The organism is Providencia sp. AGC89 (assembly GCF_053543535.1).
Genome location: NZ_JBIXLP010000060.1, coordinates 234,672 through 260,275 on the forward strand (window position 1 = coordinate 234,672; position 25,604 = coordinate 260,275).

Below are 25,604 nucleotides of genomic sequence, written 5' to 3' on the forward strand. Positions count from 1 at the left end.
AAAACCCCGCACAGTGGCGAGGTTCGTGATTAATGTTATGAGTTAATTACGCTGGATATTCAGCGTCATCGTATTGATAGAAAATAGCTTTATACTCTTTGGCGACGACTTGGCAAGTACCGTCTGAGTTAGGGGTGATTTCCTGCATAATACCGTCATAACCCACATATTTAGATGAACAAAATATCAACCGTGGCGGCTCAATATACGGGTCGTCCATTATCCATGAATCAATTTCCAACTCGCTGGAGAACGGAATAGTTAGCGTATATTCATCTATCTGCGTGGGCACCAAAAGCCGTGACGCACTACCATCTTGCAGTCGAATTAAACAGCGTGGTTGCTCAAATGACCAATCAAGCGGCTCGTTAACCGTGAGAATAATTCGCTTCGAGTCATGGCTCATATTCCTGACTAAACAGCTAATCGTTTTATTGCTCGGGATATCATCGGTAAAGACAATGCGATCCCCCACATTGTAACAAAGCGCATCCAGCTCCGTGGCCGTTGAATAACTGAGTCGTTGGTGTAGATGTTTCATGAGTCGACGCATACCGATACGATAGGCAATGGAGGGATTTAATACACCATCCGCTTGATAATCTTCTACCTTTTTTGGTGTGGGATTCTCTTTAGTACGGCATTGGATGGTTTCTTCTGCCCATGTCACTCCATTAATATAAGTGACATCAACCCCGTCATAATCATCCTCCGAGGGAGCCGTGAAGCCCGTTTGTAAATCCTCGGTAGTTTCTTGTGGGCTAATGATCCCCGTCCATGGCTTAATGCCCTCTCGGTACACGGAGGCTAGCCCTTCTGTTAATAAAAACTCGCCCATCCCCGCCTTGCATATTCGCTGCATCACTTTTAATGCCGATTCACTGCTACTTTCCGATGACCAATCAAACAATTCGTTACGCGGTGACCAATAGGTATTGTGTAACTCCTCGATGGCCATATTGTCGATTTGCGCATTATTCATGCCAAGGCTATTCAACACATGGTAAAACGCCCCTTTAATACTGCGTGAGGGCTGAGTGCCATACAGTCGGGTTGCCACCACATTGATGCGGCGATCAGATTGCGCCGCTAATCGGTTTCCTGTCCTCACCGTTAATGCAATCGTGGTGAGCCCTTCGTAATGTGTTGGCCTTGATGTTAGTAATGCACGCAATGCTTGCCAATGGCACTGATCGCGTGTACTTCCTCCGCCCACATCAGAAACGCGCCTAACACGAACCTCGTATTGTGCTTGTTGGGGTAGTTCAAAGACTTCCGTGAAACCGATTTGATCTTCGGTACTGCGGCTATAGCGAAACTCTTTCGTGGTCCATTCTGTATCATTAACGCCACGGTACTGAACCGCTATTTTCACTTCACGTGAACCTCGACGCCCTTTTTTATCATAAGACGCCAACCCTGCAGGGAAAACAATATTGAGCTCCATGCGGTTGGTGGTTTCCCCGTTGGGGCAAGCTAAAAATGGTCCTATCCAGTTTTGTTCGTCATTAATGCCGGTGATACTGAAATCCAACAACGTACGCTCACGAAAGCCCTGCCAATTTGCATCAATAACTGTAACATCATTCCCTGACTCATCTTTTTCGATGGTGAAGCGTTCGACACTGAGAGTGAGCCCGTCAATTTCCGTAATTTTATACTGATTACCTTTAAGGCCAAGGCTAAGACGTTGAGTGCCTTCCGGTAAACCTGAAAAAGCCGAACCAGTTGCACTGTTATAAGCCAGCGAAATATGTGCTTCTATAGCAGGTGTGCCACCAGAGGATGGAACGCCACCATTAAAGCGGGGTTCGGCACCGAATACTGAATCGGGTAGTGATGATGCAAGAATATTACCACCAATGTATGGGCTAGATTCTTCGGTTACGACAATACGTCCTGATACATCCCATGCAACTAACCCCGACCCCACCAGTTGAGTTGTAATCGTGTTGACTAAGCCGCTCATAGTCACATAGTCGGTTAATAGTGAAATGTAATACACTGCACCTTGCCAGCCTATTGAAAAGGTTTCAGGCTCGAGCGTGAAATCATACGTTCGGGGTGACTCATTCGCTTCTATTGAGGCTGCAATTCCCCCAACACCGGGGACGGCAGGTTGACGCGGCGTATAACTTTTTACAAATAAATCATAGTGGTTGTCGTTAAATACTAAGGTAACTGGCTGTCCAACGTACGGTACTAACTCACTCATATCACCATAAATCACGCTGTGGCTATTTTCCGTTTTTACGGTAAACGTGTCTGGGGCTTCAATGGTGATAATGGACCCCACCTTCCACGAGGCGGGAATTGTCGAATCATTAGGCGTTTCTTCGTCGCTCGACTCGGTGTTGATCATCGAAATGGACGCACCCGAAACCGCCACCGCCTCAGCATTCACGCTGACACTTTTTGGTGCGCTAGAGCTCAAATCAAGCCCTGTGGTACCCGCAGTTGTGGTACCGACTTCCGTGGAGTTGTACCAGTTTTCTGTACGAACATCGCCAGTGATATCAACACCCGGTTGATAAATGGCATAATTCACATCATCACCAAATGACGATATCGGGGTATTACCAATTTTGATGTTAGATGCATTGATCGCAAAATTACCACGCCCTACACACAAAAACATTTGCGTACGGTATATTTTCGGATCGGCTTTATCGAAGCGGCTAATGGGTTGGACTAAGTAATCTGGGAACACCCGAAAACGTCCAAACACTTCACGAATGGGATCACCCAATTTAGCACTGTTGGCTTTCGCAGGGTTTAGCTCGAGCTGGTCACCATTGCCCGAAGATGAATAGCCGCCAACATCAATATTGCGCATCATAAAGATAGAGTATGCGGCAGTTGCAACGGCGATCCCCACGGCAATCCAACCGATAGTCGCGGCTTCAAGACCAAACGGTACCGGATAGATTTTTACGTCATCTTCAGCGCGAATAAAAGTAAGTGGCCAATCGTTCGGATGAATGCGGGAGTCGTTAACGTCAATGCAAATAGGTTGGGCACCCTCATTATGATACCCGTTCACCTTGTCCGTTAACCAATGGTGCAAAGTGATATTGCCATGTTGGTGAGTTTCTAACGGCTCACCCTGCAGACGTGAGGGATAAATGCGAATAGTCACTGGTAGTACTCCACATGAGAAAAGCGTCGCTCAAATCGGGATAAGGGCAAAACGGTAACATTGGATTTTGGGTTACATTCAATGGCATGAAGTAACCCATTAATATTCACAATAATGGCAACGTGGGTGATCATGCTGCTGGTATAACAAGCGGCGACTGCCCCCTGTACAGGCTCACAGCGGGTGACGGTTTTCGCCAGTAACTTAGCTTCTTTATCTAGCCCGTTATCGTCTTTGGTTACGCCTTCAAAAGCTGGCCATGCGGGTAAATCCAAATCCTGCCGAATTTCGTGAACGATGCCATAACAGTCTAAATGAGGGTAAGCGCGTCCGCCCTTCTGCCAAATGACAGAACGGTATTTATCAATATTAAACATAGAATGCCCCTAGGAGAGGTAGCGAAGCCCTGCGTGTTCAGCGAGGTTATAACGGTGGCGAGGCCATGCGGTATCGAGAATGTTCATATAACCTGCGGTGATTTGTACATCGACCCATGTCCATTGTCCCGACTTAACCGTTAAAGTAAACGGCGGTTTAATGGGTGTGGTGAGGTCAATATCAAGGTATTGCCGATAAGTGACTTCTGCGAGTGTACCGCTAGGGTTTTCGTTATACTTGTCAATAGCTTCCCGTATCGCACCTGACACGATACCGTCGATATTGCTGATCGCAAACTTGAGGTCTTGGGTGCCGTCCTCATTGCGTGCCGGTAGTGCAATATCCATCCCGCATGCAATAAACGTCACTAGCCGCCCATCTTCTAATTTTGCCTCAATATCATCCCAACCTTTGGTTAACCAGTAATCTTCACCATTGACTCTGATTTGCAAGGTTTCAATTTCCACCTCAGAACCGCCCGAGGCATACAGCCGATTTAATATTGTCATGCTTCTGGCCACTCTCTGTTTAATGCAATATCGAGAATATCGGCGTTAACAACGATATCTGGAAATAAGCCGTAATCTTTGGGTAACAAGGGTTTTTCCCACAGTTCTAATGTCGCTGAGAATTTCCAATGCTTAGGGGGTGCTAAAGTAGGCCCATCGTAAATATCCATGAACCGACATTTGTATAATTCAACGCCGAGTGGTGTTTGTAGCTTCATCATGAACCACGCAGCACCGTCACTTAAAGCATCCCGATACCATGCTTCAAATAATTGCGCTTGCGGTTCTTCTTCGAAATACCAGGAGACTGATAGATTCGTTGGTGTTGATGTATATACCCGCCGTTGCCTTGCTCGACCTGAACTTAATTGCGTTCGCCTTAGTGGTGATAGCGGCTTAAATGCATAACCTTCTTGTTCAGGTAGCGGTAGATACTCATACGGATAGGTTATTTCTGTCATGCTATCCTCGAATTTTAGATAATAAAAAACCTGCCGTAGCAGGTCTATTTTTACATAATGATTTATTTAGCATTTACTTGATTTTTTGATTGATTTCATTTCAAGCATTCTGTTAATTGTTTTTTCACTTGTAGCTATATTTGCCTCTGCATTAATCATAGTCATTCCGCCATTATTCAAACTATAATCAGCCACTACTCTCATCCCTTTCATATTCTTTAAGGCGTAATGCAGAGCAAGTAAATCTTTTTTATCGTATTGCTCTCTTGCGGAAGTATCTGAACGAGCCAAGTAATCTATCAGTCCTTGATGGCTATCTTGCGGACCATAAGCCATTGATGGATAGACACAGTGGTATGCCGCATAATAAGCCCTAGATATTGCATTTCGGTACCCAATTTCATTTTCCGCTTTCATGCAATCTTTAGAGAAATTAAGTATATCTAGATATGTTACAGCCACTGTAATCGCTCCCTTAACTCGGATAAATCATTAATCCCACCAATAAATACGCTGAAGTTTTTACCTATAAATTCGTCATGTTCAGCTAGTTTATATGCCAATGCTATATTCATATCCGATAATATTTCTGGATCATCACACTCTGCCGTCATCATGAATAAATTAGATTGTTCATCATGAGCTGACGTGTTTGTGTAATTTATAGCTACTATTTGAACCTTCCACTCATCTAAGATAGAAATAACTATATTTGCCAAGTTCATTAGCTCTTCTTCGCTCAAACCGGACAGCATGAGATATTTCATCAATGCAAGCCTTGCATTTTGAAACTCATTTATATAGACATTTCTTTTATCTTCTTCTGATAACTTGATAGCCTTTGAGATAAATTTTTCAGCATTACGTAAATCCGCAATATTAAGGCATGATTGGTATGCTAAAAAGGCAAGTGTAGGAGACTCATACTCATCCGCAAAACGGTGAAGTAATTGTAAGTATTTAACATTTGATGAGCGTTGATTAATCACTGCTAAATAATTTCTAGCGTAATCTAAGTTATTTACTTGTAGGGATAATTCAAAAAAATCACAAGCTTTATCAATTTTATTATTCAGGCTATATGCTAAAGCTTTTAGATGGTTTTTCTCCAACCCACTACTATACTTATCAATTTCCCTAAGTGTTTGCATTAATTCAATTTCATTAGATACTTCTTCATTTGAAATTCTGTCTTGAAGAGAGTGCATTAATTCTTCTGATTTATGAATTGGTTGCATACATTTATCTTCTTTCTCTGTGGGCAATTAAAAAACTTTGCTTATCTTATGATTTTTACGCTGAATTCTCAACATGGAAAAAGTGATCACTCCCTTATAAAAGAGAGTGACCCGATCCTAATTAATCAAGTTTACGTCCACTGTATTTCCCACGCATAGCATTTCCCAATCTGCCATCACCTTTAATAACTTGCGCCGCTGCCACATCAATAGCTTCCTTTATGGCCTTTTTCTGCGACTGCTCTATTAATGCGATAGTTTTATTATCGGGGTTGCCTTGTATAGTGATAGGTGCTGAATGCACAGTAATATTATTTTGTGTCATTGACTCCTGATTACTATTATTCGTCGTCTGGTTAGCTGGGTGAATGTTCTTCATGGCGTACTGGTCTGGCGTCATCGATTTAGATAAGTCTTCTAACATCTTATCTAGTCGTGCCGAGGTGTTTTGAGTCATAACTCGTTCACCTTTTTCCAATAACCATGTGCCCGTTTGTGGAACCTTATCAATACCGCTATGCGCCATACCAGTAAGTCCAGCTGTAGATAATGCACTTATGGTTAGTGCTAACGGTTGCGTGGCGGTAATAGCTGCTGCCATTGCCGCTGGTGCCATAGCGGGACCAAATATTGGAATTGCTGCTGTGGATGCATAAGCATTAAGCCCCGCCATTTGGCTAGCCGCTTGAGCGTTGGCAGTAAGGCCTGCTGAGGCGCTTGATTGAGTCGTTTTAGACACCATCATTTGAACCGCTTGATAGACTAGCCATTGAGCCGCCATCTGGGTTAATTGCTGAATAACTGCTTGCCCCATACCGCTGGCCATATCACTAAATGCATCACCAACCGACTTGGTGCCATTAATCATATCGGTAAAGCCTGTACTAATAGCGCTTGTAGTGCTGTTCAGAATGTTGGTCACTGAATCAGCAGCAATTTGGTTATAGTTGATTGCATCATCAATATAGTTCTGCAATGCCATATGCACACCGAGCGTCCAGTTACCCCGCATAGCGTTTTGCTTCACATGGAAATCTTCCAGCATTGCTAAGCGCTTTTGTAGCTCATCAGAAATAAACTGCGTTTCTTCGTCATACATCGCCTTTGTCATACCAGTGGACTTATCTTGAAACTGCTTTTGTAAGTCCGCTTGCTTACGCTCAAATTCCGCTTCGATTTGGAAACGTTCTTGCATCCTGCCTTGTGCTAGTGTCCCCATACCCGCCATTTCTATTGTCTGGTTATAGCGTTTCTGCGCTTGTTCGGCTTCCTCCATCATTTGCTTATGGAATGATGCAATTTTTACTTCGGCTTCACGATACTGAATAGTTTTCTCTATTTCTGCATTGCGCTTCATTTCAAGGGTGATCAGTTCAGCATTAGCAAGTAATGACGTCTGATCTGCGGTGAGGGTTTTCTTAGACTTTATGTCGGCGAGCTGCTGCTCCCATTTAACTAATGCTTGTTGCTGGCTACCTAAGCTGCTGTTGGTATCTCTCTGCTGAATTAATACCATCTGCTGTTCTTTGAGGCTTGATAGCATTTTCTGGGCGGCTGATTCAGAATAAGTAGTGGTTTTGTTGAGCTCTCTATTCGCTTGATTAAGGTTATACAATTCAGCGGCAGCGTCTTCTAAAACCTTAATATTTTCAGGCTTAGTTTCTCCTGCGTCCTCAGCTGCATACTGAGCCCTTAATCGCTCCCTTGCCTCCCCTGTTTTTTTAGCTAACGCGATATCACGCTCCAGCTGTTTCTTAAGCCTTGCACCGCCATCAGTAAAATTAAGCTGTAAGGATGCCGCATTAAATCGACCTAGTGCGTTGGCTGCAACTCCTACATCGAAACCAAAGCTTTTAAATGCCGCGGCTCCATTGGGAAGAGTTGTTTGTGTGTGCGCTCTTAATAAGTCAGCGCCTTGTTGTAACGTACCATTCAAATCAGCTTGAATTACTTTGACTGTGTTTTGCGCTCGACTCAGATCATCCTTAGCTACAGAAAGACTTGCAGATGCAGCCTCATATTTCCTTTGCGCTCGTTCAGCTTCCTCAACAGCCTTTGTGTGCTCTCTAGTGCCAACAGTCTCTTTCTCTATCGCTTGAGCCTTACCAAAAGTTCCTCTGAAAGCCTCCGCCTTTGCTTGCTCTGCTTTTCTTATTGCAGACTCTAAAGCGACATAGGAGTTTTCAAGATCACCAATCTTGATAAGCTTTTGCTCACGAGTCATCTCCTTGAGCTTTTCAATTAATCCACTAAGCCCACGCGATAAATCTATTGCATCAGCTTTTGCCTGCTGCATACTCGTAGCAAATGCATACATGCCACCTGCCGCCAACATAGCTAATCCAATAGGCCCACCAACTAACGCTAAGCCGCCCTTAACTAGATTATTGGCAACGCTCAACCTACCCTGCGCTGCTGCCAACTCAGTAGTTGCAACTGTTTCTGCTTGAGTTACCGCTGTAAGTACTGCTGTTTGGTTGGCTAATTGTGTCTTTAGCGAAATACGCTGAACTTCCGTAGTCGCGGCTGCTTGCTGTGCTTTAGTGGATTCAATTGCTGCTATTGCTGCCGCTTTTTCATTCTGAGCCTGAATCAGTGTTGCCCTTGCAGTATTAACTTTATCCACCGCAAGCTTACGATTTGTTAATGCGTTCTCAGCGGCTTTTTTGGTTGAATCATAAATACTGCTAGACAGATTACCAAAGTAACGAGCTGCGCCAATACCAACAATGCCAGTTAATACCGTAGAAACTGAAGCAAAGTTATCACTGACCGTTGCCAAGCTAGCTGATATGGATCGAGTTATTCCTAAGCTTTGGTTTAGCTCACCGTAATAGGCTTTTGCCGAGTTTGTAACCCGAGTAAGACCATCTGCAACAGTGTTATCCATGCTATCGGCTAGTGCATTATTAGCATCCTTCGCAGCCATTACCGCATCAGCGAACAACTTAAAAGAAATCTTACCGTCAGCAGCCAGCTTTTTAACTTCCATCTCCGTAACTTTAATGCCGCCATTTTGCTTTTCTAACTCTTTTGCAATATCGCCAAGTAAGGTAGGTGTAGCATTCATTATTGAGTTCCAGTTTTCACCTGCAACTCTACCTGCAACCATCGATTTGTTTAACGCATTTTGCATCGATAGAACTTCATTGACACTTGAAGCATTGGCGGTCATTGCGGATGAAAGGGATTCGATGTAATCAACTGTTTGAGTTGTGCTATAGCCAAGCTCTTGCATTGCTGTGGCTGCACCAATGTAGAGTAGTTGCGTATCGGCAATATCTTTACCATTGCGGTTGCTAATAGTTAAAAATCGCTCTTGAATAGCTGAGTAATTTTTAATATCACCTTCGACAGATCTCAAGGCGTTTTTCATACGCGCAGCAACCTGCCCCCACTCATCGACTGTTTTAATCACAATTCCAATCGATAAAGCCCCTGCGGCTGACGTTGCTAAGCGTTTAAAGGAAAATCCTAGTTCATCAGTTGACCCTGTGGCTTTTTCACCTTGTGCGGTTAATCGTTCTAATGATGTAGCCAAAGTGTCTGAGTTACGCTTAGCTCCCGTGCTGTCTAGAATTATTGCTAGCCTTGAGGTCTGCTCAGTCATTTCTATCTCCTAGAACGAAAAAACCCCGCCAACTGGCAGGGTTAATTTGATTGATTTGCTAGTTATTTATTAAAAATAACTGTTAATTGGTGAACCTTTCGGCTAGGTTCTTCCCATATCCATACCTCTGATTTTCCATAGCTACTTTCAGAAGCTTCTTTAATATTATTGCAGCTATCTGATTCTTTGCATTTATCAGAGATATTAGTTAGTGCATCTTGGTTAAACCCTATAGATTTTAAGTAATCAATTTCTTGGCTCAGTTTATTTCCAAACTCTTTAAAATCAGGTAGATAATCTTGACCTCCAATAAACATCGACTCCACTTCAAATAATCCGGCTTTATCAAATTTTAATGAATTGTAATATGAAAGTTCACTAAATGGTTGTTCTGCACCAAACACGCACACCGTTGTTTCTGGTTTTTTCTCACAATCACCATCTTTAATAAAACTGATGCTATCGATGCTCTGCCCCCACTTCAAACCGAACGGTGCGTCTGGTTTACTGTCACACCCTGCTAGCAAAGCAACCACCCCAACCACTGCTAATATTTTTTTCATCATCAATACCTTTTTATTATCAATGATTGAATATTAGCAAATAGTTTCAGCAATTAAATTCTAAAATACTAATTAAGGGGCATAAATATCAAATCGATGGTATAAATTACCGACTAATATATTTAACTTAATTCGGGGCACGTAATGTCTATTAGTTCAAATCAAAGTGCGATTCTCAGAATTCAAAATGATATTGCTAACTTACAAAAAAAAGTTGCGGATGAAAGTAAAAAAGAAGCAACTTTATTAAAGCAAATTCAACAAGCACATAGCTCAATAACAAAAAGTAGTTCAGCATCGACCATATCGTCTAAATTGAATCAAGTAGCACGATATAATGAAGATATAGCTCGTTGTAATTCTAAAAAAGCGGATCTAGCTAAAGATATCGCTCGTAAAACATCTGAATTACATAGGTATCAAACCCAACTAGCTAAAGATGAAGAAAACGAACGAAAAAAACTTGAATCTGAAAGAAAGAAACAAGAACGAGAGCAGCTCGATTTCCAACGCAAACTAACCCGAGAAATGGAAGCGAAAACAAGGGCTATTCAATCTCAAATATCGCTAGCCAAGCAACACCTAAATGAAGCCCCCCATAAAGAACATATCGACTCTCCTGAATATGATGTGTTTGTTTCACATGCTAGTGAAGATAAAGAATCATTTGCAAGACCATTCGCTGAGCACCTAAAACAGCTTGGCATCAAGGTTTGGTACGATGAGTTTTCTCTTCAATGGGGCGATAGCTTAAGAAAAAAAATTGATAAAGGTTTGGCAAACTCTAGATTTGGTATTGTAGTCATATCTAAAGCATTCATAAAAAAAGATTGGACAGAGTACGAGCTAAACGGTTTGGTTGCTAAAGAAATTAACGGTTCCGGGCGAATTCTACCTATATGGCACGAAATATCTAAATCCGAAGTCCTAAAATTCAGTCCGTCTTTAGCTGATAAGAAAGCGTTAACCACGTCAGACTACACTATTGATGAAATGGCCGAGCAACTACTGCCGATGCTCAAGGAGTAAACCAAGCCTATCTAGTAAATCTAAAATCCGATAAGTATCATAACCCTCACCATAAGATGAGGGTTTCAACCCCAGCCTTTCAGCTTTTTCTAATGCCTCAGTTGCCCATTCTGGCGTTTTTGGAGAAATAATTTGGTTAATAATTAAGAGTTGATACTTTAATTGGAAGATTTCATTTTCAAGCTTTTGGATCCTATCCTCACTCATATTACCCCCTAAAATAACCTCATCTACCGTTCCAGACATATTGAATTACTCATCAATTCAAAAACTACGTTACTGTTTGTCTTTCCTTTCCTGCTCTTTCATCCACTCTTCTCGGAATAGATCATCAAGTACAAAAATGGCGGCATCAAACTCTCTACGGCTTATCGCTGTCGGTTTTGATGAAAGATACTGTTCAATATCCCCAAGAGATAAAGGTAATGGACAGGCGGTCATGCCTGCATATCGACGGTTACGACCGATAACACTATAGGCAATTAAAAGCTCGTTAATAACACAATCAAATTTAGGGGCTGGCACGTCGGGAAGCCCTAATTGCTTTCGCTTCCACTTGACTTTCTCTCCTTGCAGCCCGCCAAACTCAGTGAGCCACTTTTGAGCTTCTATGACTTTTTTACTGTTTCCGCCACATGCTCAGATTCTTCTTTACCTAACTCAATCGCGGCATTAAGAATTTTCCAGTAAAACTCGGGGTTTTGTTTTAATAATATCGCCCCACGTTCAGGCGTGTATTCAATGGCGACTTGCTTACCTTTCGCATTCAGTTCCCCTACTCCTTGCCAATCTTTCAACAAATAACGTGCTGTTGTGGCCATTAATAAATCGTCAGGTGTTTGAGTGATATCAATTTTGGTGATGTCAAACTCGGGTGTGCCTACGTTCATTTTGTTATCAAGTCGGTCAATATGGCGGTAGATAGTTGCGCTTGTTGTGCGGTAATTTTCATTTTCAATTGAACCCACGAGCAATTTGACGCCTTCTTGCGGTTCAATCCATTTTGTTACTTCTAATTTTGAATCTTCATTGAGAATTAGCATTAGTTTACCTTTAGCGATAAAAAGCCCGAATTAACGGGCTTAAGGTGTTAAATTACTTACCCGGCTCGACCACCGGCGGGATACGTGTAATGGTTGGCGGTGTGTCTGCAGCGGTGATATTAAGTTGAACCTGAATAATGTCAGTGTTGCCCCCATCGGGCCAATCGCCATCAACCTGCACGGCTGGGAATAAAAACGTATAACCCCCTTCTGCATTTTGCAGCGTGAACTCGAACGGGATGGTTTCACCGGTTAATGTTTTCTTCCAAATTTCCCATGCGGCTTTAGACCAGGAGAGCGTAATGCTACCTGAAGGGGTAAAGGTGGTTGGGATATTAGCGCCCGCAAATGGCGTTCCGGTACCGATACAGCGCTGAACCTGCATATTGTTGTCAAAGTTCAAGCTAAAGGAATCAACACAGAAGCCATTACCGCCTTGAATACCATTAAGCTTAAGATTAGTGACCTCTTTAAAGCTGTAACGCAATTTGCCTGCATTATCGACCGGTTCAGTATGGTATTTAGTCCCATCACCTTTTGAATCGAACCCAAGCCCAGCAAAGGTGATCGAGACTGTTACGTCACCATCCGCAGGCGTTTCGAGTTGCATTGCGCCAACCTGACAACCGCGAGCAATTGACGCGACACCAATGTCAGCGGCAAATGTGGCTAATGAGAAAGTGATCCGCTCATTGCCCATTGTTAAGGTATTGCTTACCCACTCAGCGCCAAAGCAAGATGCTAAAAATGCATCATGTTGCCCATAGCGAAACTTAGCCCCGATATCGCCGCCCACATCGACGGTGGTGAGTGACTTGCCTTGCGCCATGCGAGAGCCGCCAATTTCGTCATTATCAGACGTGTTTTGTGTAGGTTTTACGCCGTAACTAGTTCGTGTTAATAAATCCCACTTGCCACTTGTCGGAGTGACGCCCGTTGTTGTCTCACGGATAAACGCCGTGATGACCTTAGCACCTGATGACATTTAGCCTCCTATAGTGCGCGATATGGAATAGATAAATTGAGTTGATACCAGCCATGCCCTTCATCACCAACATCATCAGCAGACACCGAAAAGTAATCCAATTGACCGTCGGTTTGGTTCTCGAATAAGTCTTTCAGTTTGTCTGCTGTTTGAGTGATAAAAAGCGTGCCTGTTTCCAAGGGAACAAATAATTGAACAAATGCTATGCCGGTACGATGAACTACGGGGCCACTTCCTATTTCTTGTGTACCTGATAAGCCATGTTTGATGGTTAAACGCGCCCAAATAGGTTTCCCCGTTGGGTCATATGGCTTATCGTTGGGGTATCTCACATCACTTTTGGCAATAGCGGTTTGTGCCGTCATGCGTTGAATGATGGCGTTTCTAATTTCCGTTAATGTCATTTGTATGCCTGTGCTATGCTTTCGAACGACAACCGATAAACCCCTTCAGGCGCTTGGCCAGAATGACCATTTTCAAGACTTGAAGCATAGGGAAGATTGTTTTGAATATAGATGATAGGAAAACGCTCTCGACTGGCTTCGCCTATTTTACCTACCCCCATCGAGTAAGCCTGAACCCCACTACTTGAACCACGCTCTAACTTTGCTCCTCCCGTAAACCCCGTTTCGCTATAATCAGGATGTTGAATGCTCACCGCATTGTTATTGCGAAACCGCCCCGTATCAACCGGTGAGCGTTGCACAATCTCAGTCAGTAACTGTATGGCGATAACTCGCATTTTTCGGTTTACATCGGCCTCAACAAGCCCCGCAAATGCGGAGGGAGGAATAGACCAGCTTTGCTTCGCCATATTATCCCCCTCTTAATTGAATGGAGTAGGTTGCGCCTGTTGGGTCGGTCCCCACCGATTTAACGGTGTACGCTCTCAACTCGTGAGTGACGAGATCTTTTGTCGTGATGGTATGGTTAATTTGAGGTATACCAGTAACTTCATTGGTTAATGCGGTGAGTTTTAAATCCCCCATGAGGATATTCACGTTATCAATTTTTGAGGTCGCATAGCGCGATAAAACACCCCGCCCTGAATACTCAATAACCGTATCGGTACTGGTCTCAGTCACGGGGTTCCAATCATCACCTTTGATGATATATTTCCCATCAAAAGCGTTGACAGCGTCCGCGAGATCTTCATCAAATGCAGCAGCTAATTCAGCTTGCAGTTCGTCACGAAGTCCCATCATTACCCCCTACGCAATCGAACTTGATGAGTATTAACCCCGTATTGGCTAAGTAGTGCTAACGCCAGTTGCAAATCGGGATCTAAGCGTGCGGTACTGCCTGAATTCAACTCCGCATAGGATTTGGATACTGAAGCGCCATCGGCATTAACCGTTTTGCTGGTCAGTGAGCCGCTATCCGATTGCTGATAAAGTTTGTCTTTAGAAGCGACCTCCGCCGCATAAGCACCCGCTTGTTTTACCTCATCAGGAATATCACCATGACCAAAATCACGAAGGTTCAGTGAGGTTAGCCACGCGTTGGCTGATAGTACGGATTTAGGCTTTTTAGCCTCATCAGTCCAATCGGCCCCCAGTTTTAAATCGACATCCTCAATCGTGATATATTCAACCATGAAATGCCCCTATTTAGCCTGCCAGCCCTCATTCGCCCAGCGTTCAACTTCATTGGGGTGAACATCCGCATCGATGCCCCCCCGAGTCATCACAACCAGCTCAATGCTTTTTTCTTGCTGTTCATCGGGCGTTTCATTGGACTGTTCTACATCCGCTTTTTTATTCGGTGCCTTGGCCATATTCATTTCTCCAAAGAAAAAAGGAGCCGAAGCCCCTTTATGATTTAACCTAAGATAATGCAGCTGTGCTCTGTCTTTACAGGCGCAACACCCCATGACAGACCGACTTCATAACGCACTTGGCGATATTGGCGATAAAGCGCCACTTGGAAGGTAATGCCTGATTTTGGATCTGTCACATTCATGACATCATCAGCGGTATCGCCACCTTCTGGCATTGCAGGGGTACGCGCTGCTAGCAGGAAGGCTCCACGATCAAAGGCCATGTTCGCCGTATAAGTACCCAGTACCGTAATAACCGTGTCATCGGCTAAATCTTGGCGCAAGCCCGGAGCCGCTAGAGTGATGGTTGATGCTGTCGCTGCAGCAATAACGTATTGATGAGCGTCACCCGCAAATGTAACGATATCTCCGGCTTTAAATGCCCCCGTGCCCGTATCCACCGCAATGATGATGTCGCCTTCTTTTTTATCGCCATTCACCAAATAGCCGGTTGCAGCAGAAGCGTGTTTTTTAATATTCGCGGATTCGTGAATATTGAAGCCTTCTAAGCGACCGATGACGCCTTCACGCAATAATGTATCGGTACCGGATTCGTTCACTTTGAACAGAACAGATTGCTTGCCTCGTAAGTTAGCAATTGCAGAAGACCCGAGCACCATCTGTAAATCAGTGGTTGGTGCCCCGTTGTCGCTCATCACCTGACGGGCATTCGCCGCATCACTTAAATCACCCGCCACGCCAAATGGCGCTTTGCCTGCTTCACCTACCGCACGAGAAGACGCGTAGTAAAGTGCGGCAAGGTCAGAATCCACTTCATTGGATAGCGCACGAAATGCCTGTGTAAACTGGTCGGCAAGAATGGTGTTATAGGTTCCCGCAGGACCCAATGCGAGTTGTTCTTCACCATTCCATTTGACCGGTGCCATCTTTGATTTAGTGATCTTAACTTCAACGTTACCGATTGATTGATCGCCATCATTTGGCGCATTTGCACCAGGAGTGATATCAACCGTAGTTGCAATCGGTGCTACTGGTGCTGTAACGGTTTGGCCTTTGGCTGCTGCATCTGCTTTCGCGTTACGTGATACCGCGGGAATTAAACCGACTTGTTCGCGAGAGACAGTGTCTAACGCAGTGTAAATAGTCGGGATAAGCCCTGTTAATGTATTGGACATGTATTGTTCCTTATGGAGTTAAATATGATTTGTATTTGAATGGCCTATCCAGACCTAACGATGCCCATCATCCGAAAGGCATCAGGAGAGAATTAATCAACAATGGTGATTTTATCTGCAAGCGCTGCGTTTCTAGCTGCTGGATCAAGTGAATCAAACGCTGAGCGCTTCATTGTCTTTTGCCCTGCTTGATGCTGACTTGCTTTTGAACCCATGCCACTGTTATCCGAAGCTTTTAAAATGTGGTCTTTCTGCGGGTATTGCTCCACTAAGAATTCGAGCGCTTCATCAAACCCAGCTAATTCGCCCGGCTTAGCACGAGAATAGATTTTGTTACCTGACGGGTCATAAGCCACGACATTGCCGTCTTCAATTTTGAATGACTGACCGAAACGAGCTTGAACAAAGTCAGCAGGAATGGCCATTTTGTCAGCGATGAATTTAGAGCCCGCAAAGCTGCCGCCAATCATTGAGTTATAAAGCTGTTCTTGAAGTGTATTAGCCTTGCTGTTTGCTTCATCTAATTGGGCTTGGAATGACTTTGTAATGTCAGCTTTAACTTGGTCAACCGCCCCTGCATCAATCAGTTTCTTCTGGTCAATTTTCGTTAGCGTCTCAATGGCTTCTAATGCTTTTTTGGGGTCTTCAATACCCGCGAATTTGGCCAGACTCGCTTCCGCCGCTTCTTTGGCTTCTCGGTGTGATTTGGCCTCACCGTTCAATGAAGCAATTTTGCTAACCGCTTGCGCCGCATCGAAACCGATTTCTTTACCATCATCGTGCTGATAAATCGGAAAGCCTTTATCATCAATTTCAGCGTAACTTTTACCATTCATTTCGACTGTTTTTAACTTCATTTTATCTTCCTCGCCTTCCGGCTTTAAAAGGTCATCCGACCGTTCGTTATGTGGCATCCACCCAATAACAGATATAAAAAAAGACCCCGTTAGGAGTCTTGGTAATCAATTGGCTTTTACAGCCCAGCGCGACGAAACGCCTCACTGTCTATTCGTTTAAGTTGCTCTAGTGATAAATACTCACCTTTGTCGGTATAAAACTCATCAAACGATAAGCCACCGTCACGCATAAGTGAGGCGCGAGTTTTACCCAGTATTTCATCTTGCCTATTTGGCTTTTGGTTTCTCAACCAATCCGAGTAATTAATCTCAGAGGGGATTTGTCCATCCATACTGGCTCTAGAGCTATTAGGAATATCGCGAATATCAAGGCCTAACTCCTTTGCGGATTTCAAAATAAGTACCTCAGTCGAACGGCAACAAAAATGCAGTTTTCCGGGTCCTTGCAGATACGGAATTTTATGACCAATCGGTTTATTATCCATCGTGTACATAAGCTGATCACGAATTCGGCATTCTGGCGTCGTTCGATTATCAAGTGTTGATATCCAGCGTTTACCTTTGACGATATCGCTGTTTGCATTAGCGAAATGGTCACGACTCACAGACGCCATATGCCCTAACGCCGTTTTGGTAATGCTAATCGCATTTGAACGACTTAATTGTAACGCACTATCCTGATAGCCTTTATTGGCATGACCACGTACCTTTCGGGCTATCTGCTCGGTGGTATCACCCAACAAAAAGCCTTGTCTCACCACATTTGATATTCTGGCCATCCGATCCGCTTCAAGGTTCTTCATCCAACCTTTCAATAATCGCCCTTGAAAGGGTTGAGACATTGCAGCGGAATAGGCTTGTTGTGCAGAGATACTTTGCAGGGAAACCTGCTTAATAACGTGCTCAGGGATAGCAGTAGCAAATAACGACAACTGATAACCAGCTTCGTGTTGTGCAAAAGCCAGCATTTCACTAGACAAGCTAGCCTGAATAGAATCAATCGCCTGTTTATTAACTTCTCGCACACTACCCAACAGGCTTTCTAGTCGCTCAACAGTGAAGTTATTAGCATCTAATCCATCCATTGCCACTAAAAGCCGAGCTACTAGCTCAGCATCACTCTGGTTAAGTAAGTTAACTATTCGCTTAGCTACGCCAGTGCTGTACCGACTGACCCAAATAGCGTGGGCAATGCTTTCATTTTGGATAAAGTCATTTGCTGTCGCCATACGCTACTCCATGAATGAGGGGTCTTGATTTTTTAACTCATCAATAACCTCTTCTGGCTTAGTATCCTGGTCAATTAAACCTAACGCTTGTAATGCACGAATCGCGTCAATACGACGAATATCACCGCCTTGACGCAAGGCTTGAACCGCCAGCGCGGCTGTTGAGTTAATCTCTTTGTCGCTGATTTCTAGCTCGGTTCTGACATCCACATTACCGCCGCTTGGCAAACCTTTATATTCAGCAAAGATTTGCAAAATGTTATCAAGCGCATCTTCGAGCGAAATCGCCATCGTGTAGAGTGGCGAGTTTTCTTGCATTTTCTCTTCGTTGGTTTGCTCGACAGATTTTGTTGATGTGTTGTCACCCTTAATTAGCTTTGCGCCGGCTTGGCGCATTTGCTGCTCTAAATCGGCAATGGATTCTTTACCAGCTCCAATTGCAGACCCAGTGTGTTCAACATATTCAAGGCCCGCTTTCGTCTTATCGTCAAACTTAGTGGCCGATGATGAGCCGATAGTGAGTTCTGCACCGTCATTCAATCCATAGGCAACCAGCAAAGGAACCCGCGCAACGTGCAAGATGTTGTCTTGTTCACTTTGGCTCTGCCAATGCTTGATGTTGAGTATTGCAAGATTTAAAAGCGGTGGAGAGCCACGCATAAACCCAGTGCGCTTTGTATAAAGTGTAACGAGAGGAATATCATCACGTGACGTTTTCCACTCTTCATGTGGCACCCACACATCACTACCGTTATTGCCTTTACTTCGACGATAAATGACAACCTGACGGGGCATAATGTGGCGTATTTGCTCCACCTTTGTTTGCCCGAAGTCATCACCATCTACCGTGATAATTTCTTTCACTCGCAATTCAGTCAGGTATGTTTTCCCGCCTTTGGTTGCGGATTTCCAGCCGATCACTTGCCGAGGATTGAGCATGGTGACATAAGGTCTAGCCCCGAGCTTCTTTTCATCACTTTTGGTTTTGACTACGTCCAAATCCACTCTCGGATAATCAACCAATGCATGCGCCAAACCATACTGTAATCCGATATTGAAGAATTGTTGTGCCCATACGTCAAGGCGGCTCCCTTCCATATCAACATCGGTAGCGATTTCAACAACTTCCGACGGAGTTTCTTCACTTAATACAATAGGTGCCGCAAGAACACGCCCTACGTTCTGATTAATGGTTTCCTCATACGCGGGGAGTAATGTTGCTGTCGCTAACCTTTCCTTGTACGAGTCATTCTCTTCATTAGGCCACTTAGGCATGTATTGCTCGCCTAATGTGCGCATGTACAACGTCCCGCCCATTAAGGCATCATTGATATCCCAAGCCTCAACCATATCGTTATAGTCAAGGTTGGGAGTTGAAATATCAGGCATGGTTTATATCCTAAGTTTAGTTACCGTTCCGGTAGGCTTGATAATCGGGAATTGTTTGACGATGTAATATCCACCAGCATCATTCGGGTGATCGTTATCGGATTTTTTATCCGGTTCCCCGCTTTTAGGGTCCCAAACTTGCTGCTCAAGTGATTCACTGTATACAGGGCAGCGTTTGACATTCACTTTGTAACGCCTAGCTCCATCAGCATTACAGAACATTGCGTTCATAGAGTTAATCCGGTCTTTTACGGGTGGGTTTGTGTTATTAACGATAACGTGAAAACCTGCCTGTTTTAGCTGTGCAATATCTGTTGAGCTCGCATTATTCGATTTACGTGAATCCCCCGAAGCATCGGGATAAATATAAATCTCTCGGACTTTTTTATAATTTGAACCATCGTAGAGCCAGAAACGTTCTTTAATGATTCGGATCATATCGGGTGTGTCGTAGGCATTAATGATTTCAGTAACAGCATGAGGTAAGCCCAAACGGAGTACATGAACAATTCCCGCCATCTTGCCAACGTTAAAGTCCATGCCGATATAAAGCGTTTCCCCGGGCTGCTCTTCTTCCTCTGAATTATTCAGTTTTCTATCAAAGGTGTGATAAATGGTACCGCTTGTTAAGTTAGTGAATTGCCCCCTCAAATAAGCCTTAATTAACTCAGGCGGGTAAGAGCTCATCAGTGAAGGGATATAATCAGGCGGTAAGTTTTTTTCATTGTCGAACGTAGAGGCTTGAACAAGACCATATAACGTACTTAGCTCAGGTTTGTCTCTCACCTCTTTTACGAATTGCTGATAAACAAACTTAAACCCTTCTGGGGTCGTTGTTACATCAATACCATTTCGTAAGCCAGTAACGTTATAACGCATACGAGCAATAATTTTTCGCCATGCCTTTTGAGCTTTGTCAGACTTCATGACGTCAAGCTCATCAATTAAAGCATTACCTATTTTAAAACCAACGATAGTTTCGGGTTTTTCCATAGAACGGCAAATCACCGTGCCTCGGAATTTCCTACCCTCGTAAAAATGAACCTCTTTATTGCTTTCAACAATATTAACTTTAAGACCCCAATCAAAGGCGACCTCCTCAATCGTTGGATAGAAGATATCCCGTATTTGTGGGTAGGTTGGTGCAAAATACCCCTGATTGATTTTAGGGAATTCCCACATTCCCTTGCATATGCCACCGCAACCGACCCAAGTCTTACCCGAGCCAAACCCAGCTACGTATGCTTTAAACTTATGAGGCATTGCCAAGAATCGTGCCTGAGGGATATTAAGTGTCGGTGATATCATCATCCGCCCTCGCATCGACAACGTTAATATTAATCGCTACTGGAGTTGGGTTATCATCGTCAGCATTATCAGCAAGCTCTTTGCGCAGCTTCTCAACCTCTAATCGCCTGCGCTCCAATTCTATTTCGAGAATACGCTGAGCTGCCTCACTATCAGCAAGGCCTAGACGTTTCATTACCGCATCAAACATGCGCTCTCGATTAATCGAAAGTATCTCAACACCGTTTTTACCCAATTTAACGCCTGAATACGCCAAAGCTGCATCAGCATTAAGTTTTCGAGTATCAGGAAAGAATGGTTGTCCAATACCTTCACCGTTACATCGTGGGCATAGGGGATTAGGCTCCTTAGTGTGGTTGTAACCATATCCACCCTTATCATCAGGAGCTCTCTTTTTTCTTTCAGTTGCTTCAAATCGTTTTTCTTCGAATTCTACTGCGTCACGCCATTGATACTGATAACCGAACCCCCAACAATGACGACAACAACCACGTCGATATTGAGATAATTCATTCGCATCAAATGTTGCAAGGCTCCATGCCTTAGCAAGCACTTCATCAGCTTTAATTAATGTGCGCGATAAAGACTGTTGTTGTTGGTGCGCAATTTCATTTGCAAGGCTAGTTTTGGCTAGTAGCTGTTGCCCAATATTTCTAGCACTTTTCTCACTATACCCAGCCCTTATTGCTGCTTGCGTTGCATTACCATCTACCAGGTATTCAGCAACAAAACGCTTTTGTTGTGGGGTAAGCTCTTTGTCTTTTGATAACGACTTTGCACTATTCTCTGTCTGCGCAGTGCGCAATTTCTTGTGCGCAGTTTTTTGCGCAGATTGCGCAGCCGGCTTTTTAATATATCGCCTTGCAGTTACGTAATTAAGTCCCTGGTCTTCACACCATTCTTTAGGGGATATTCCTGATTTAGCATGTTCGGTGAGGAACTGTTGCTGTAGCGTCCCCCAATCCGGTTTAGCCATCGTGTTTATCTCCTATATAAATCTCTATCAACGCCACTCGGTGAATGACGTTTGTAGAAAGTTATTCACATGAATACTAATACGTCAGCTCAGACTCGACTGAAATCATATCTGTTGCATACTTTATCGCTAATTCACGAACTTCTTTTGCGGTCTCCTCATTTAATGGCTTACCTAATAGTTCATGATTAACTCGTTCAATGATTGTAGGTTGTTGCTCTGAAACCCGCTGTTGTTATTACTTTCTCGTCAAATAAAAAAGCCATCAGCGGCTAACTGATGGCATATTCAACTAGTAAAACTAGTTATATAGTTACTCAAAGGTATGAGTTGATAGGAAATGCTTTAGCATTGTTTCTTCTATCTCTTTTTTTGTATTTCTTTTTAGGGTGTTCTCCATTTTCTCAGCAAAATACATACTCTGATTATAATTAATGAAGTCAATGACATCAGAAATTTTTTTTATTATATATTCTACATACTCCACTATTTTCATGTACCGATTTTGACTTTCATCGAATGAATCAATCTGAATTTTGAATAGAATATCCTTACCGTCTACCAGAAAACCAGAAAATTTCAAATTTGGAAATTTAGCCTCGAAAGTTGACAGGTTTTCTTCTATCTTACTTTGAATGTTATCATTAATTTTTTTATTTTCTTTCTCATCATGACCACTAAAAAAGTAACATGCTTTAATATTATTCATAATATTACAAAAGACTGTCTTCCATTCTAGTTTTATTTCATCATTGATGAAACTAGGTTTTTCTACCAGTTCGACTGATAGATATAGAGGCTCATTAAGGTCTATATTACCTTGAGCTGCGCCCAACTTAGCTGTATACCCTCTTAATTTTACTGTTGTTTTATCAATACTTAAGTTATTCATTAAAATACCCTCTAGAAATTAGCGTGTATAACCCACATTAGTATTGATTATATTAAACATTTTATTTATATATTTCTCTTGTTTCTTCAATCTCTCTAATTGCCTTTTTATCCATATTGCACTGCTCAATCACCGTCAATAGCGACTCGTTCAGCAATAGCGAATCACCCCAAGTTAATGTCTCAGGAATGTATTCAGGTAAACAATCATTGAGTAGATGGGCTGGAATGGGCACTGATGGCGTTTGAACGTATTCTATTCGCGTGGTTGTGCAACTCGACAGTAGCATCACGAGGAGCATCAATAGCAGCACACTTATCATCCACAATAACGGTTTTGATAATAGTTTTAACCGTTTCAGAAGCCACTGCTGCCGCGTCGCGTTCCCTAAGGTTATTTCGTGAGATTTCATTAAACGTTACCGAAAGTTCTAAAACGGTGGACAATATGAATTGATTGGCAGCAAGTTCATTTGATTTTTTATCAAACTTCTCACTCAGCTTGTCGTAATCATTCGCAACCCAGATAAGCCAAAACAGCAAAATGGCGCAAGCGGCCATTAATGCTTTAGTAAGCGTATTCATGGGTATGACTTGCGTGAGAGTTGGAAGTGAGGACCATCTTTAAGGCTTGTCCAGTTACCGCCCCACTCAACATCAATACCCAGTTCTTCACCCGCCTGCAGCATAGCGTCAGCAACTAATTTGAACTTAGACCAATCATCCCAAGGGATTTCGCGGCCTACTAGCGGGGCACAATCGACAGCATGTCCAGTTAAGTGCCGGCTATTCATGGTCTGGCTAGCACCATTTTTCACTAATTGGCGTTGTCGAGCTTCGGTTCGCTTACCTTCAATGACCATAAAATCAATACTGGTTAATTCAATGGCTCGACGGGTAACTTTGACTAGGTCAGGATGAACGCCTCGCAGGTTTTCTTCACTGCGATTGCTAAATTTGAATTTACTCATTTCTTCACCATAAAAGTAAAAGGCCGCTTAATTAGCAGCCAGATTGATTTAATTCGGGACATTAGCTTACTGATGACAACAACCGACATAATGTTGCCACCCGCTGAGAATATGACGATAAACAAAATACCGCTGAGCAATACATCTGATGATGCTGCTATTCGGTCGCCTGAAACGGTTTGGTATATTTGATAAACCCAGCAAATAAATAAGGCCGTACCGACAATCGAATCTCGGCGCTTAGCATAACGACACAAAAACACTGTGATTACCGAGGCTGATTTAAATAAAATATCAGCGGAACCTAGAGGGTTGATATCTATCCAGCGCGTCACGGTGGTAAAAACTGTTAAGAAGGCGTCCATCAGTTACCCCCTTTATTTCGCCAATCTTTAATGGCCTGTACGATACTGCTGAAGTTTCGATCTATTGATGCTGCAATACGACTAAACAACTTTCTAAGATTGTCTTTATTTGCAGCTAGCACCAAAACGGGGATTAACAAAGCCGAAATAATAATGGCTGTAATCTTCGGGCTAATTTCCCATGACCAGACTTGAGCGATAAATTCAGAAGCCTCTTTAGCAATGAGGATCCCCGCACCGAGCGCCAAAATAAAATGGAATATCTTTCGTCGGTTATTATCTTTAGATGCAATGACGGAAACTGAAGCGCCAATAACTGCCCCTAGCACAACACCATAGTCGGCACCAATAAGGAAACCGCCCATCGCGCCACCGCCAGCAGCACCGAGGGTTATCCCTATTGATGTGCTCATAAATTATTTGTTCTCTATGGAATTTAGATAATAAAAAAGGTCACCGAAGTGACCTTTACAATAAAATGATGTTGTTGATTATTAATTAAGTAGCTCTACAAATGATGCAAACCAACTACAATGAGCTGTAACATAAGTCAGAACGGGTTTGGTTACTAAGATGTAAGCTAACACTGTCGAGACCAATCCCACAACTAATATAACGCCTATAGCTATGAATGCCCTACGTTGTATAGTTAATCGGCTATCTATTGACTCAAAAACGCCATCAATATCATCCTTAATAAATGAATATTCCTTGTTTATTTGCTTTTTCTTATGGGCTAATTCTTCGCTTATAGCCTTAAGAGTTTGCTTTTGATTGCATAACACTAAGAAAACCAAACAAATGAATGTAAAGCATCCAAATAAAATAAAAGTATTAGTTATTCCTTGTCCTTGCCATGTCGATGCCTCTTTGAACTGAGTGGCAACTATAATTGAAGCAACTGGAATGCCAAGTATGTGATTTTGGATATCCGAAAATGCTTTATGTATTTTCCCCATTTCTTCTACTTTAGCAGTACGCAGTTGATCCATAATCTTATCGTATGAGAACCCTGACGCAAAAATCTTATAGCCCTTCAAAAACTGTTCTTTAAGTTTTTGAAGATTATTCAGCATGTATTCAAACTTATCTTGCTCATCAACATCCTCTGTTACCGATTGAATACCCTTAACTAAAATATCCAATTTTTGCTCTCTATGAGTTTCTTCTTTAAAGCATGACATTAAATTCTCTAAAGAAGCATTATCTAAATCTCTTATGGTTTCATAGGAGTAGCGAGGAGACAGTTTAAAAACTTCAGTACCTAGAAAAATATACTGATATGTGGTTTTATCAACATATGCAGCTCCTTCTTCTAAGAGAGATAAAAAACTAATTACCATCCTGTAATTTTTAATATCTTTCGGAACTTCCGTATCCTTTTTTGAAAACTGAATATCAAAAACAAAATAGTTATCCAATTCAGTGCACTGGTTCTTGGGGGCCTGCAACATTTCCTTGACATTACAGAAAAGACGCCCAAATGATGTTCTTGGCAAACCGACAGTTAAACGAAGTGTTTCCCCTACAACCAAGCTCCCTGAATCAAGGATCACTCCAAATTTTTGCTCGTCTTCTCGTAGCTGGTCGATAAAATCGCAATCAGTTTGTTTTTCAAGCACAAAAGAACCTGTCATTGAGTTATCAACAAACTCAATTCTTCTATATAGTTCTATAAGTTGCTCAAATGAAACCGAACTGCTCACAA

General features: G+C 42.9%; 31 protein-coding genes. 1 reads left to right on the forward strand and 30 read right to left on the reverse strand.

Going from position 1 to position 25,604, the window contains the following annotated elements; all coding sequences use genetic code 11:
- Positions 1-46: 46 nt before the first annotated feature.
- The 8 genes from ACIPUA_RS09400 to ACIPUA_RS09435 form a co-directional block, all read right to left on the reverse strand.
- Positions 47-3,139 carry a host specificity factor TipJ family phage tail protein gene (locus ACIPUA_RS09400; RefSeq protein WP_449059590.1) on the reverse strand — a complete coding sequence of 1,031 codons (3,093 nt, stop codon included), beginning with the start codon at positions 3,137-3,139 and terminating at the stop codon, positions 47-49.
- Positions 3,136-3,516, reverse strand: a complete 381-nt coding sequence (locus tag ACIPUA_RS09405) for a nitrite transporter (RefSeq protein ID WP_449059591.1) — start codon at positions 3,514-3,516, stop codon at positions 3,136-3,138. The genes ACIPUA_RS09400 and ACIPUA_RS09405 overlap by 4 nt, the downstream gene beginning before the upstream one ends.
- A 9-nt stretch (positions 3,517-3,525) precedes the next feature.
- Positions 3,526-4,026 carry a DUF1833 family protein gene (locus ACIPUA_RS09410; RefSeq protein ID WP_449059592.1) on the reverse strand — a complete coding sequence of 167 codons (501 nt, stop codon included), beginning with the start codon at positions 4,024-4,026 and terminating at the stop codon, positions 3,526-3,528.
- The gene (locus ACIPUA_RS09415) at positions 4,023-4,487 is read right to left on the reverse strand and encodes a hypothetical protein (protein ID WP_449059593.1); all 465 of its coding nucleotides are present in this window, start codon (positions 4,485-4,487) and stop codon (positions 4,023-4,025) included. The genes ACIPUA_RS09410 and ACIPUA_RS09415 overlap by 4 nt, the downstream gene beginning before the upstream one ends.
- 66 nt (positions 4,488-4,553) lie before the next feature.
- Entirely contained in the window at positions 4,554-4,949 is a 396-nt protein-coding gene (locus ACIPUA_RS09420; protein ID WP_449059594.1) for a hypothetical protein, read from the reverse strand.
- On the reverse strand, positions 4,940-5,725 hold the full coding sequence (locus ACIPUA_RS09425) for a hypothetical protein (protein WP_449059595.1): 786 nt from the start codon (positions 5,723-5,725) through the stop codon (positions 4,940-4,942). Before ACIPUA_RS09425 ends, ACIPUA_RS09420 begins: the two co-directional genes overlap by 10 nt.
- 121 nt (positions 5,726-5,846) lie before the next feature.
- Positions 5,847-9,335 (reverse strand): tape measure protein, encoded by a 3,489-nt coding sequence (locus ACIPUA_RS09430; RefSeq protein WP_449059596.1) that lies wholly within the window; start codon positions 9,333-9,335, stop codon positions 5,847-5,849.
- 62 nt (positions 9,336-9,397) lie between these two features.
- A complete protein-coding gene (locus ACIPUA_RS09435; protein WP_449059597.1) occupies positions 9,398-9,898 on the reverse strand; it encodes a hypothetical protein in 501 nt (166 codons plus the stop codon).
- A 144-nt stretch (positions 9,899-10,042) separates the two neighbouring features.
- Between ACIPUA_RS09435 and ACIPUA_RS09440 the strand changes: the two genes are divergently transcribed.
- Positions 10,043-10,927 carry a TIR domain-containing protein gene (locus ACIPUA_RS09440; RefSeq protein WP_449059598.1) on the forward strand — a complete coding sequence of 295 codons (885 nt, stop codon included), beginning with the start codon at positions 10,043-10,045 and terminating at the stop codon, positions 10,925-10,927.
- Here ACIPUA_RS09440 and ACIPUA_RS09445 read toward each other — a convergent pair.
- From ACIPUA_RS09445 to ACIPUA_RS09550, 22 genes are all read right to left on the reverse strand, one after another.
- Positions 10,904-11,134 (reverse strand): hypothetical protein, encoded by a 231-nt coding sequence (locus tag ACIPUA_RS09445; RefSeq protein WP_449059599.1) that lies wholly within the window; start codon positions 11,132-11,134, stop codon positions 10,904-10,906. The genes ACIPUA_RS09440 and ACIPUA_RS09445 overlap by 24 nt on opposite strands.
- A gap of 69 nt (positions 11,135-11,203) precedes the next feature.
- Positions 11,204-11,452, reverse strand: coding sequence for a hypothetical protein (locus tag ACIPUA_RS09450; protein ID WP_449059600.1), 249 nt, complete (start codon positions 11,450-11,452; stop codon positions 11,204-11,206).
- Between the two features lie 83 nt (positions 11,453-11,535).
- Positions 11,536-11,970: a hypothetical protein gene (locus ACIPUA_RS09455; RefSeq protein ID WP_272519504.1), complete on the reverse strand. Its 435-nt coding sequence runs from the start codon at positions 11,968-11,970 to the stop codon at positions 11,536-11,538.
- A gap of 52 nt (positions 11,971-12,022) precedes the next feature.
- Complete coding sequence (locus ACIPUA_RS09460; protein WP_272657004.1) at positions 12,023-12,955, reverse strand: phage tail tube protein; 933 nt, start codon at positions 12,953-12,955, stop codon at positions 12,023-12,025.
- 8 nt (positions 12,956-12,963) lie between these two features.
- The gene (locus ACIPUA_RS09465) at positions 12,964-13,359 is read right to left on the reverse strand and encodes a phage tail terminator-like protein (RefSeq protein WP_449059601.1); all 396 of its coding nucleotides are present in this window, start codon (positions 13,357-13,359) and stop codon (positions 12,964-12,966) included.
- Positions 13,356-13,769 (reverse strand): HK97 gp10 family phage protein, encoded by a 414-nt coding sequence (locus tag ACIPUA_RS09470; RefSeq protein ID WP_449059602.1) that lies wholly within the window; start codon positions 13,767-13,769, stop codon positions 13,356-13,358. Before ACIPUA_RS09470 ends, ACIPUA_RS09465 begins: the two co-directional genes overlap by 4 nt.
- Before the next feature lies 1 nt (position 13,770).
- Positions 13,771-14,157, reverse strand: coding sequence for a glutamate 5-kinase (locus ACIPUA_RS09475; protein ID WP_449059603.1), 387 nt, complete (start codon positions 14,155-14,157; stop codon positions 13,771-13,773).
- Positions 14,158-14,159: 2 nt separating this feature from the next.
- Positions 14,160-14,552 (reverse strand): protein singed, encoded by a 393-nt coding sequence (locus ACIPUA_RS09480; protein WP_449059604.1) that lies wholly within the window; start codon positions 14,550-14,552, stop codon positions 14,160-14,162.
- A gap of 9 nt (positions 14,553-14,561) precedes the next feature.
- Positions 14,562-14,732 (reverse strand): hypothetical protein, encoded by a 171-nt coding sequence (locus ACIPUA_RS09485; protein ID WP_449059605.1) that lies wholly within the window; start codon positions 14,730-14,732, stop codon positions 14,562-14,564.
- Positions 14,733-14,776: 44 nt separating this feature from the next.
- On the reverse strand, positions 14,777-15,910 hold the full coding sequence (locus ACIPUA_RS09490) for a P22 phage major capsid protein family protein (protein WP_449059606.1): 1,134 nt from the start codon (positions 15,908-15,910) through the stop codon (positions 14,777-14,779).
- Between the two features lie 92 nt (positions 15,911-16,002).
- A complete protein-coding gene (locus tag ACIPUA_RS09495) occupies positions 16,003-16,767 on the reverse strand; it encodes a DUF6651 domain-containing protein (protein WP_449059607.1) in 765 nt (254 codons plus the stop codon).
- Positions 16,768-16,883: 116 nt separating this feature from the next.
- The gene (locus ACIPUA_RS09500; RefSeq protein WP_449059608.1) at positions 16,884-17,996 is read right to left on the reverse strand and encodes a phage minor head protein; all 1,113 of its coding nucleotides are present in this window, start codon (positions 17,994-17,996) and stop codon (positions 16,884-16,886) included.
- Positions 17,997-17,999: 3 nt separating this feature from the next.
- Entirely contained in the window at positions 18,000-19,385 is a 1,386-nt protein-coding gene (locus ACIPUA_RS09505) for a DUF4055 domain-containing protein (protein WP_226693466.1), read from the reverse strand.
- A gap of 3 nt (positions 19,386-19,388) precedes the next feature.
- A complete protein-coding gene (locus ACIPUA_RS09510) occupies positions 19,389-20,696 on the reverse strand; it encodes a terminase large subunit domain-containing protein (protein WP_226693465.1) in 1,308 nt (435 codons plus the stop codon).
- Positions 20,674-21,669: a terminase small subunit gene (locus ACIPUA_RS09515; RefSeq protein WP_226693464.1), complete on the reverse strand. Its 996-nt coding sequence runs from the start codon at positions 21,667-21,669 to the stop codon at positions 20,674-20,676. The genes ACIPUA_RS09510 and ACIPUA_RS09515 overlap by 23 nt, the downstream gene beginning before the upstream one ends.
- Before the next feature lie 313 nt (positions 21,670-21,982).
- Positions 21,983-22,561 carry a hypothetical protein gene (locus ACIPUA_RS09520; RefSeq protein ID WP_226693463.1) on the reverse strand — a complete coding sequence of 193 codons (579 nt, stop codon included), beginning with the start codon at positions 22,559-22,561 and terminating at the stop codon, positions 21,983-21,985.
- 61 nt (positions 22,562-22,622) lie between these two features.
- Entirely contained in the window at positions 22,623-22,883 is a 261-nt protein-coding gene (lysC, locus tag ACIPUA_RS09525) for an Rz1-like lysis system protein LysC (RefSeq protein WP_425054109.1), read from the reverse strand.
- Complete coding sequence (locus ACIPUA_RS09530) at positions 22,768-23,145, reverse strand: hypothetical protein (protein WP_226693462.1); 378 nt, start codon at positions 23,143-23,145, stop codon at positions 22,768-22,770. The genes lysC and ACIPUA_RS09530 overlap by 116 nt, the downstream gene beginning before the upstream one ends.
- Complete coding sequence (locus tag ACIPUA_RS09535; RefSeq protein ID WP_226693461.1) at positions 23,142-23,531, reverse strand: M15 family metallopeptidase; 390 nt, start codon at positions 23,529-23,531, stop codon at positions 23,142-23,144. Before ACIPUA_RS09535 ends, ACIPUA_RS09530 begins: the two co-directional genes overlap by 4 nt.
- Positions 23,528-23,896 (reverse strand): hypothetical protein, encoded by a 369-nt coding sequence (locus ACIPUA_RS09540; protein ID WP_226693460.1) that lies wholly within the window; start codon positions 23,894-23,896, stop codon positions 23,528-23,530. The genes ACIPUA_RS09535 and ACIPUA_RS09540 overlap by 4 nt, the downstream gene beginning before the upstream one ends.
- The gene (locus ACIPUA_RS09545) at positions 23,896-24,309 is read right to left on the reverse strand and encodes a putative holin (RefSeq protein ID WP_147675574.1); all 414 of its coding nucleotides are present in this window, start codon (positions 24,307-24,309) and stop codon (positions 23,896-23,898) included. The genes ACIPUA_RS09540 and ACIPUA_RS09545 overlap by 1 nt, the downstream gene beginning before the upstream one ends.
- Positions 24,310-24,390: 81 nt before the next feature.
- On the reverse strand, positions 24,391-25,602 hold the full coding sequence (locus ACIPUA_RS09550) for a hypothetical protein (protein WP_226693459.1): 1,212 nt from the start codon (positions 25,600-25,602) through the stop codon (positions 24,391-24,393).
- Between the last annotated feature and the right edge of the window lie 2 nt (positions 25,603-25,604).

Coding starts and splice junctions, on each gene's coding strand:
- ACIPUA_RS09405 (WP_449059591.1), bottom strand. CDS start 3,516: ATGTTTAATATTGATAAATACCGTTCTGTCATTTGGCAGAAGGGCGGA.
- ACIPUA_RS09410 (WP_449059592.1), bottom strand. CDS start 4,026: ATGACAATATTAAATCGGCTGTATGCCTCGGGCGGTTCTGAGGTGGAA.
- ACIPUA_RS09415 (WP_449059593.1), bottom strand. CDS start 4,487: ATGACAGAAATAACCTATCCGTATGAGTATCTACCGCTACCTGAACAA.
- ACIPUA_RS09425 (WP_449059595.1), bottom strand. CDS start 5,725: ATGCAACCAATTCATAAATCAGAAGAATTAATGCACTCTCTTCAAGAC.
- ACIPUA_RS09430 (WP_449059596.1), bottom strand. CDS start 9,335: ATGACTGAGCAGACCTCAAGGCTAGCAATAATTCTAGACAGCACGGGA.
- ACIPUA_RS09435 (WP_449059597.1), bottom strand. CDS start 9,898: ATGAAAAAAATATTAGCAGTGGTTGGGGTGGTTGCTTTGCTAGCAGGG.
- ACIPUA_RS09440 (WP_449059598.1), top strand. CDS start 10,043: ATGTCTATTAGTTCAAATCAAAGTGCGATTCTCAGAATTCAAAATGAT.
- ACIPUA_RS09445 (WP_449059599.1), bottom strand. CDS start 11,134: ATGAGTGAGGATAGGATCCAAAAGCTTGAAAATGAAATCTTCCAATTA.
- ACIPUA_RS09455 (WP_272519504.1), bottom strand. CDS start 11,970: ATGCTAATTCTCAATGAAGATTCAAAATTAGAAGTAACAAAATGGATT.
- ACIPUA_RS09460 (WP_272657004.1), bottom strand. CDS start 12,955: ATGTCATCAGGTGCTAAGGTCATCACGGCGTTTATCCGTGAGACAACA.
- ACIPUA_RS09465 (WP_449059601.1), bottom strand. CDS start 13,359: ATGACATTAACGGAAATTAGAAACGCCATCATTCAACGCATGACGGCA.
- ACIPUA_RS09470 (WP_449059602.1), bottom strand. CDS start 13,769: ATGGCGAAGCAAAGCTGGTCTATTCCTCCCTCCGCATTTGCGGGGCTT.
- ACIPUA_RS09475 (WP_449059603.1), bottom strand. CDS start 14,157: ATGGGACTTCGTGACGAACTGCAAGCTGAATTAGCTGCTGCATTTGAT.
- ACIPUA_RS09480 (WP_449059604.1), bottom strand. CDS start 14,552: ATGGTTGAATATATCACGATTGAGGATGTCGATTTAAAACTGGGGGCC.
- ACIPUA_RS09485 (WP_449059605.1), bottom strand. CDS start 14,732: ATGGCCAAGGCACCGAATAAAAAAGCGGATGTAGAACAGTCCAATGAA.
- ACIPUA_RS09490 (WP_449059606.1), bottom strand. CDS start 15,910: ATGTCCAATACATTAACAGGGCTTATCCCGACTATTTACACTGCGTTA.
- ACIPUA_RS09495 (WP_449059607.1), bottom strand. CDS start 16,767: ATGAAGTTAAAAACAGTCGAAATGAATGGTAAAAGTTACGCTGAAATT.
- ACIPUA_RS09500 (WP_449059608.1), bottom strand. CDS start 17,996: ATGGCGACAGCAAATGACTTTATCCAAAATGAAAGCATTGCCCACGCT.
- ACIPUA_RS09505 (WP_226693466.1), bottom strand. CDS start 19,385: ATGCCTGATATTTCAACTCCCAACCTTGACTATAACGATATGGTTGAG.
- ACIPUA_RS09510 (WP_226693465.1), bottom strand. CDS start 20,696: ATGATGATATCACCGACACTTAATATCCCTCAGGCACGATTCTTGGCA.
- ACIPUA_RS09515 (WP_226693464.1), bottom strand. CDS start 21,669: ATGGCTAAACCGGATTGGGGGACGCTACAGCAACAGTTCCTCACCGAA.
- ACIPUA_RS09520 (WP_226693463.1), bottom strand. CDS start 22,561: ATGAATAACTTAAGTATTGATAAAACAACAGTAAAATTAAGAGGGTAT.
- lysC (WP_425054109.1), bottom strand. CDS start 22,883: ATGATAAGTGTGCTGCTATTGATGCTCCTCGTGATGCTACTGTCGAGT.
- ACIPUA_RS09530 (WP_226693462.1), bottom strand. CDS start 23,145: ATGAATACGCTTACTAAAGCATTAATGGCCGCTTGCGCCATTTTGCTG.
- ACIPUA_RS09535 (WP_226693461.1), bottom strand. CDS start 23,531: ATGAGTAAATTCAAATTTAGCAATCGCAGTGAAGAAAACCTGCGAGGC.
- ACIPUA_RS09540 (WP_226693460.1), bottom strand. CDS start 23,896: ATGGACGCCTTCTTAACAGTTTTTACCACCGTGACGCGCTGGATAGAT.
- ACIPUA_RS09545 (WP_147675574.1), bottom strand. CDS start 24,309: ATGAGCACATCAATAGGGATAACCCTCGGTGCTGCTGGCGGTGGCGCG.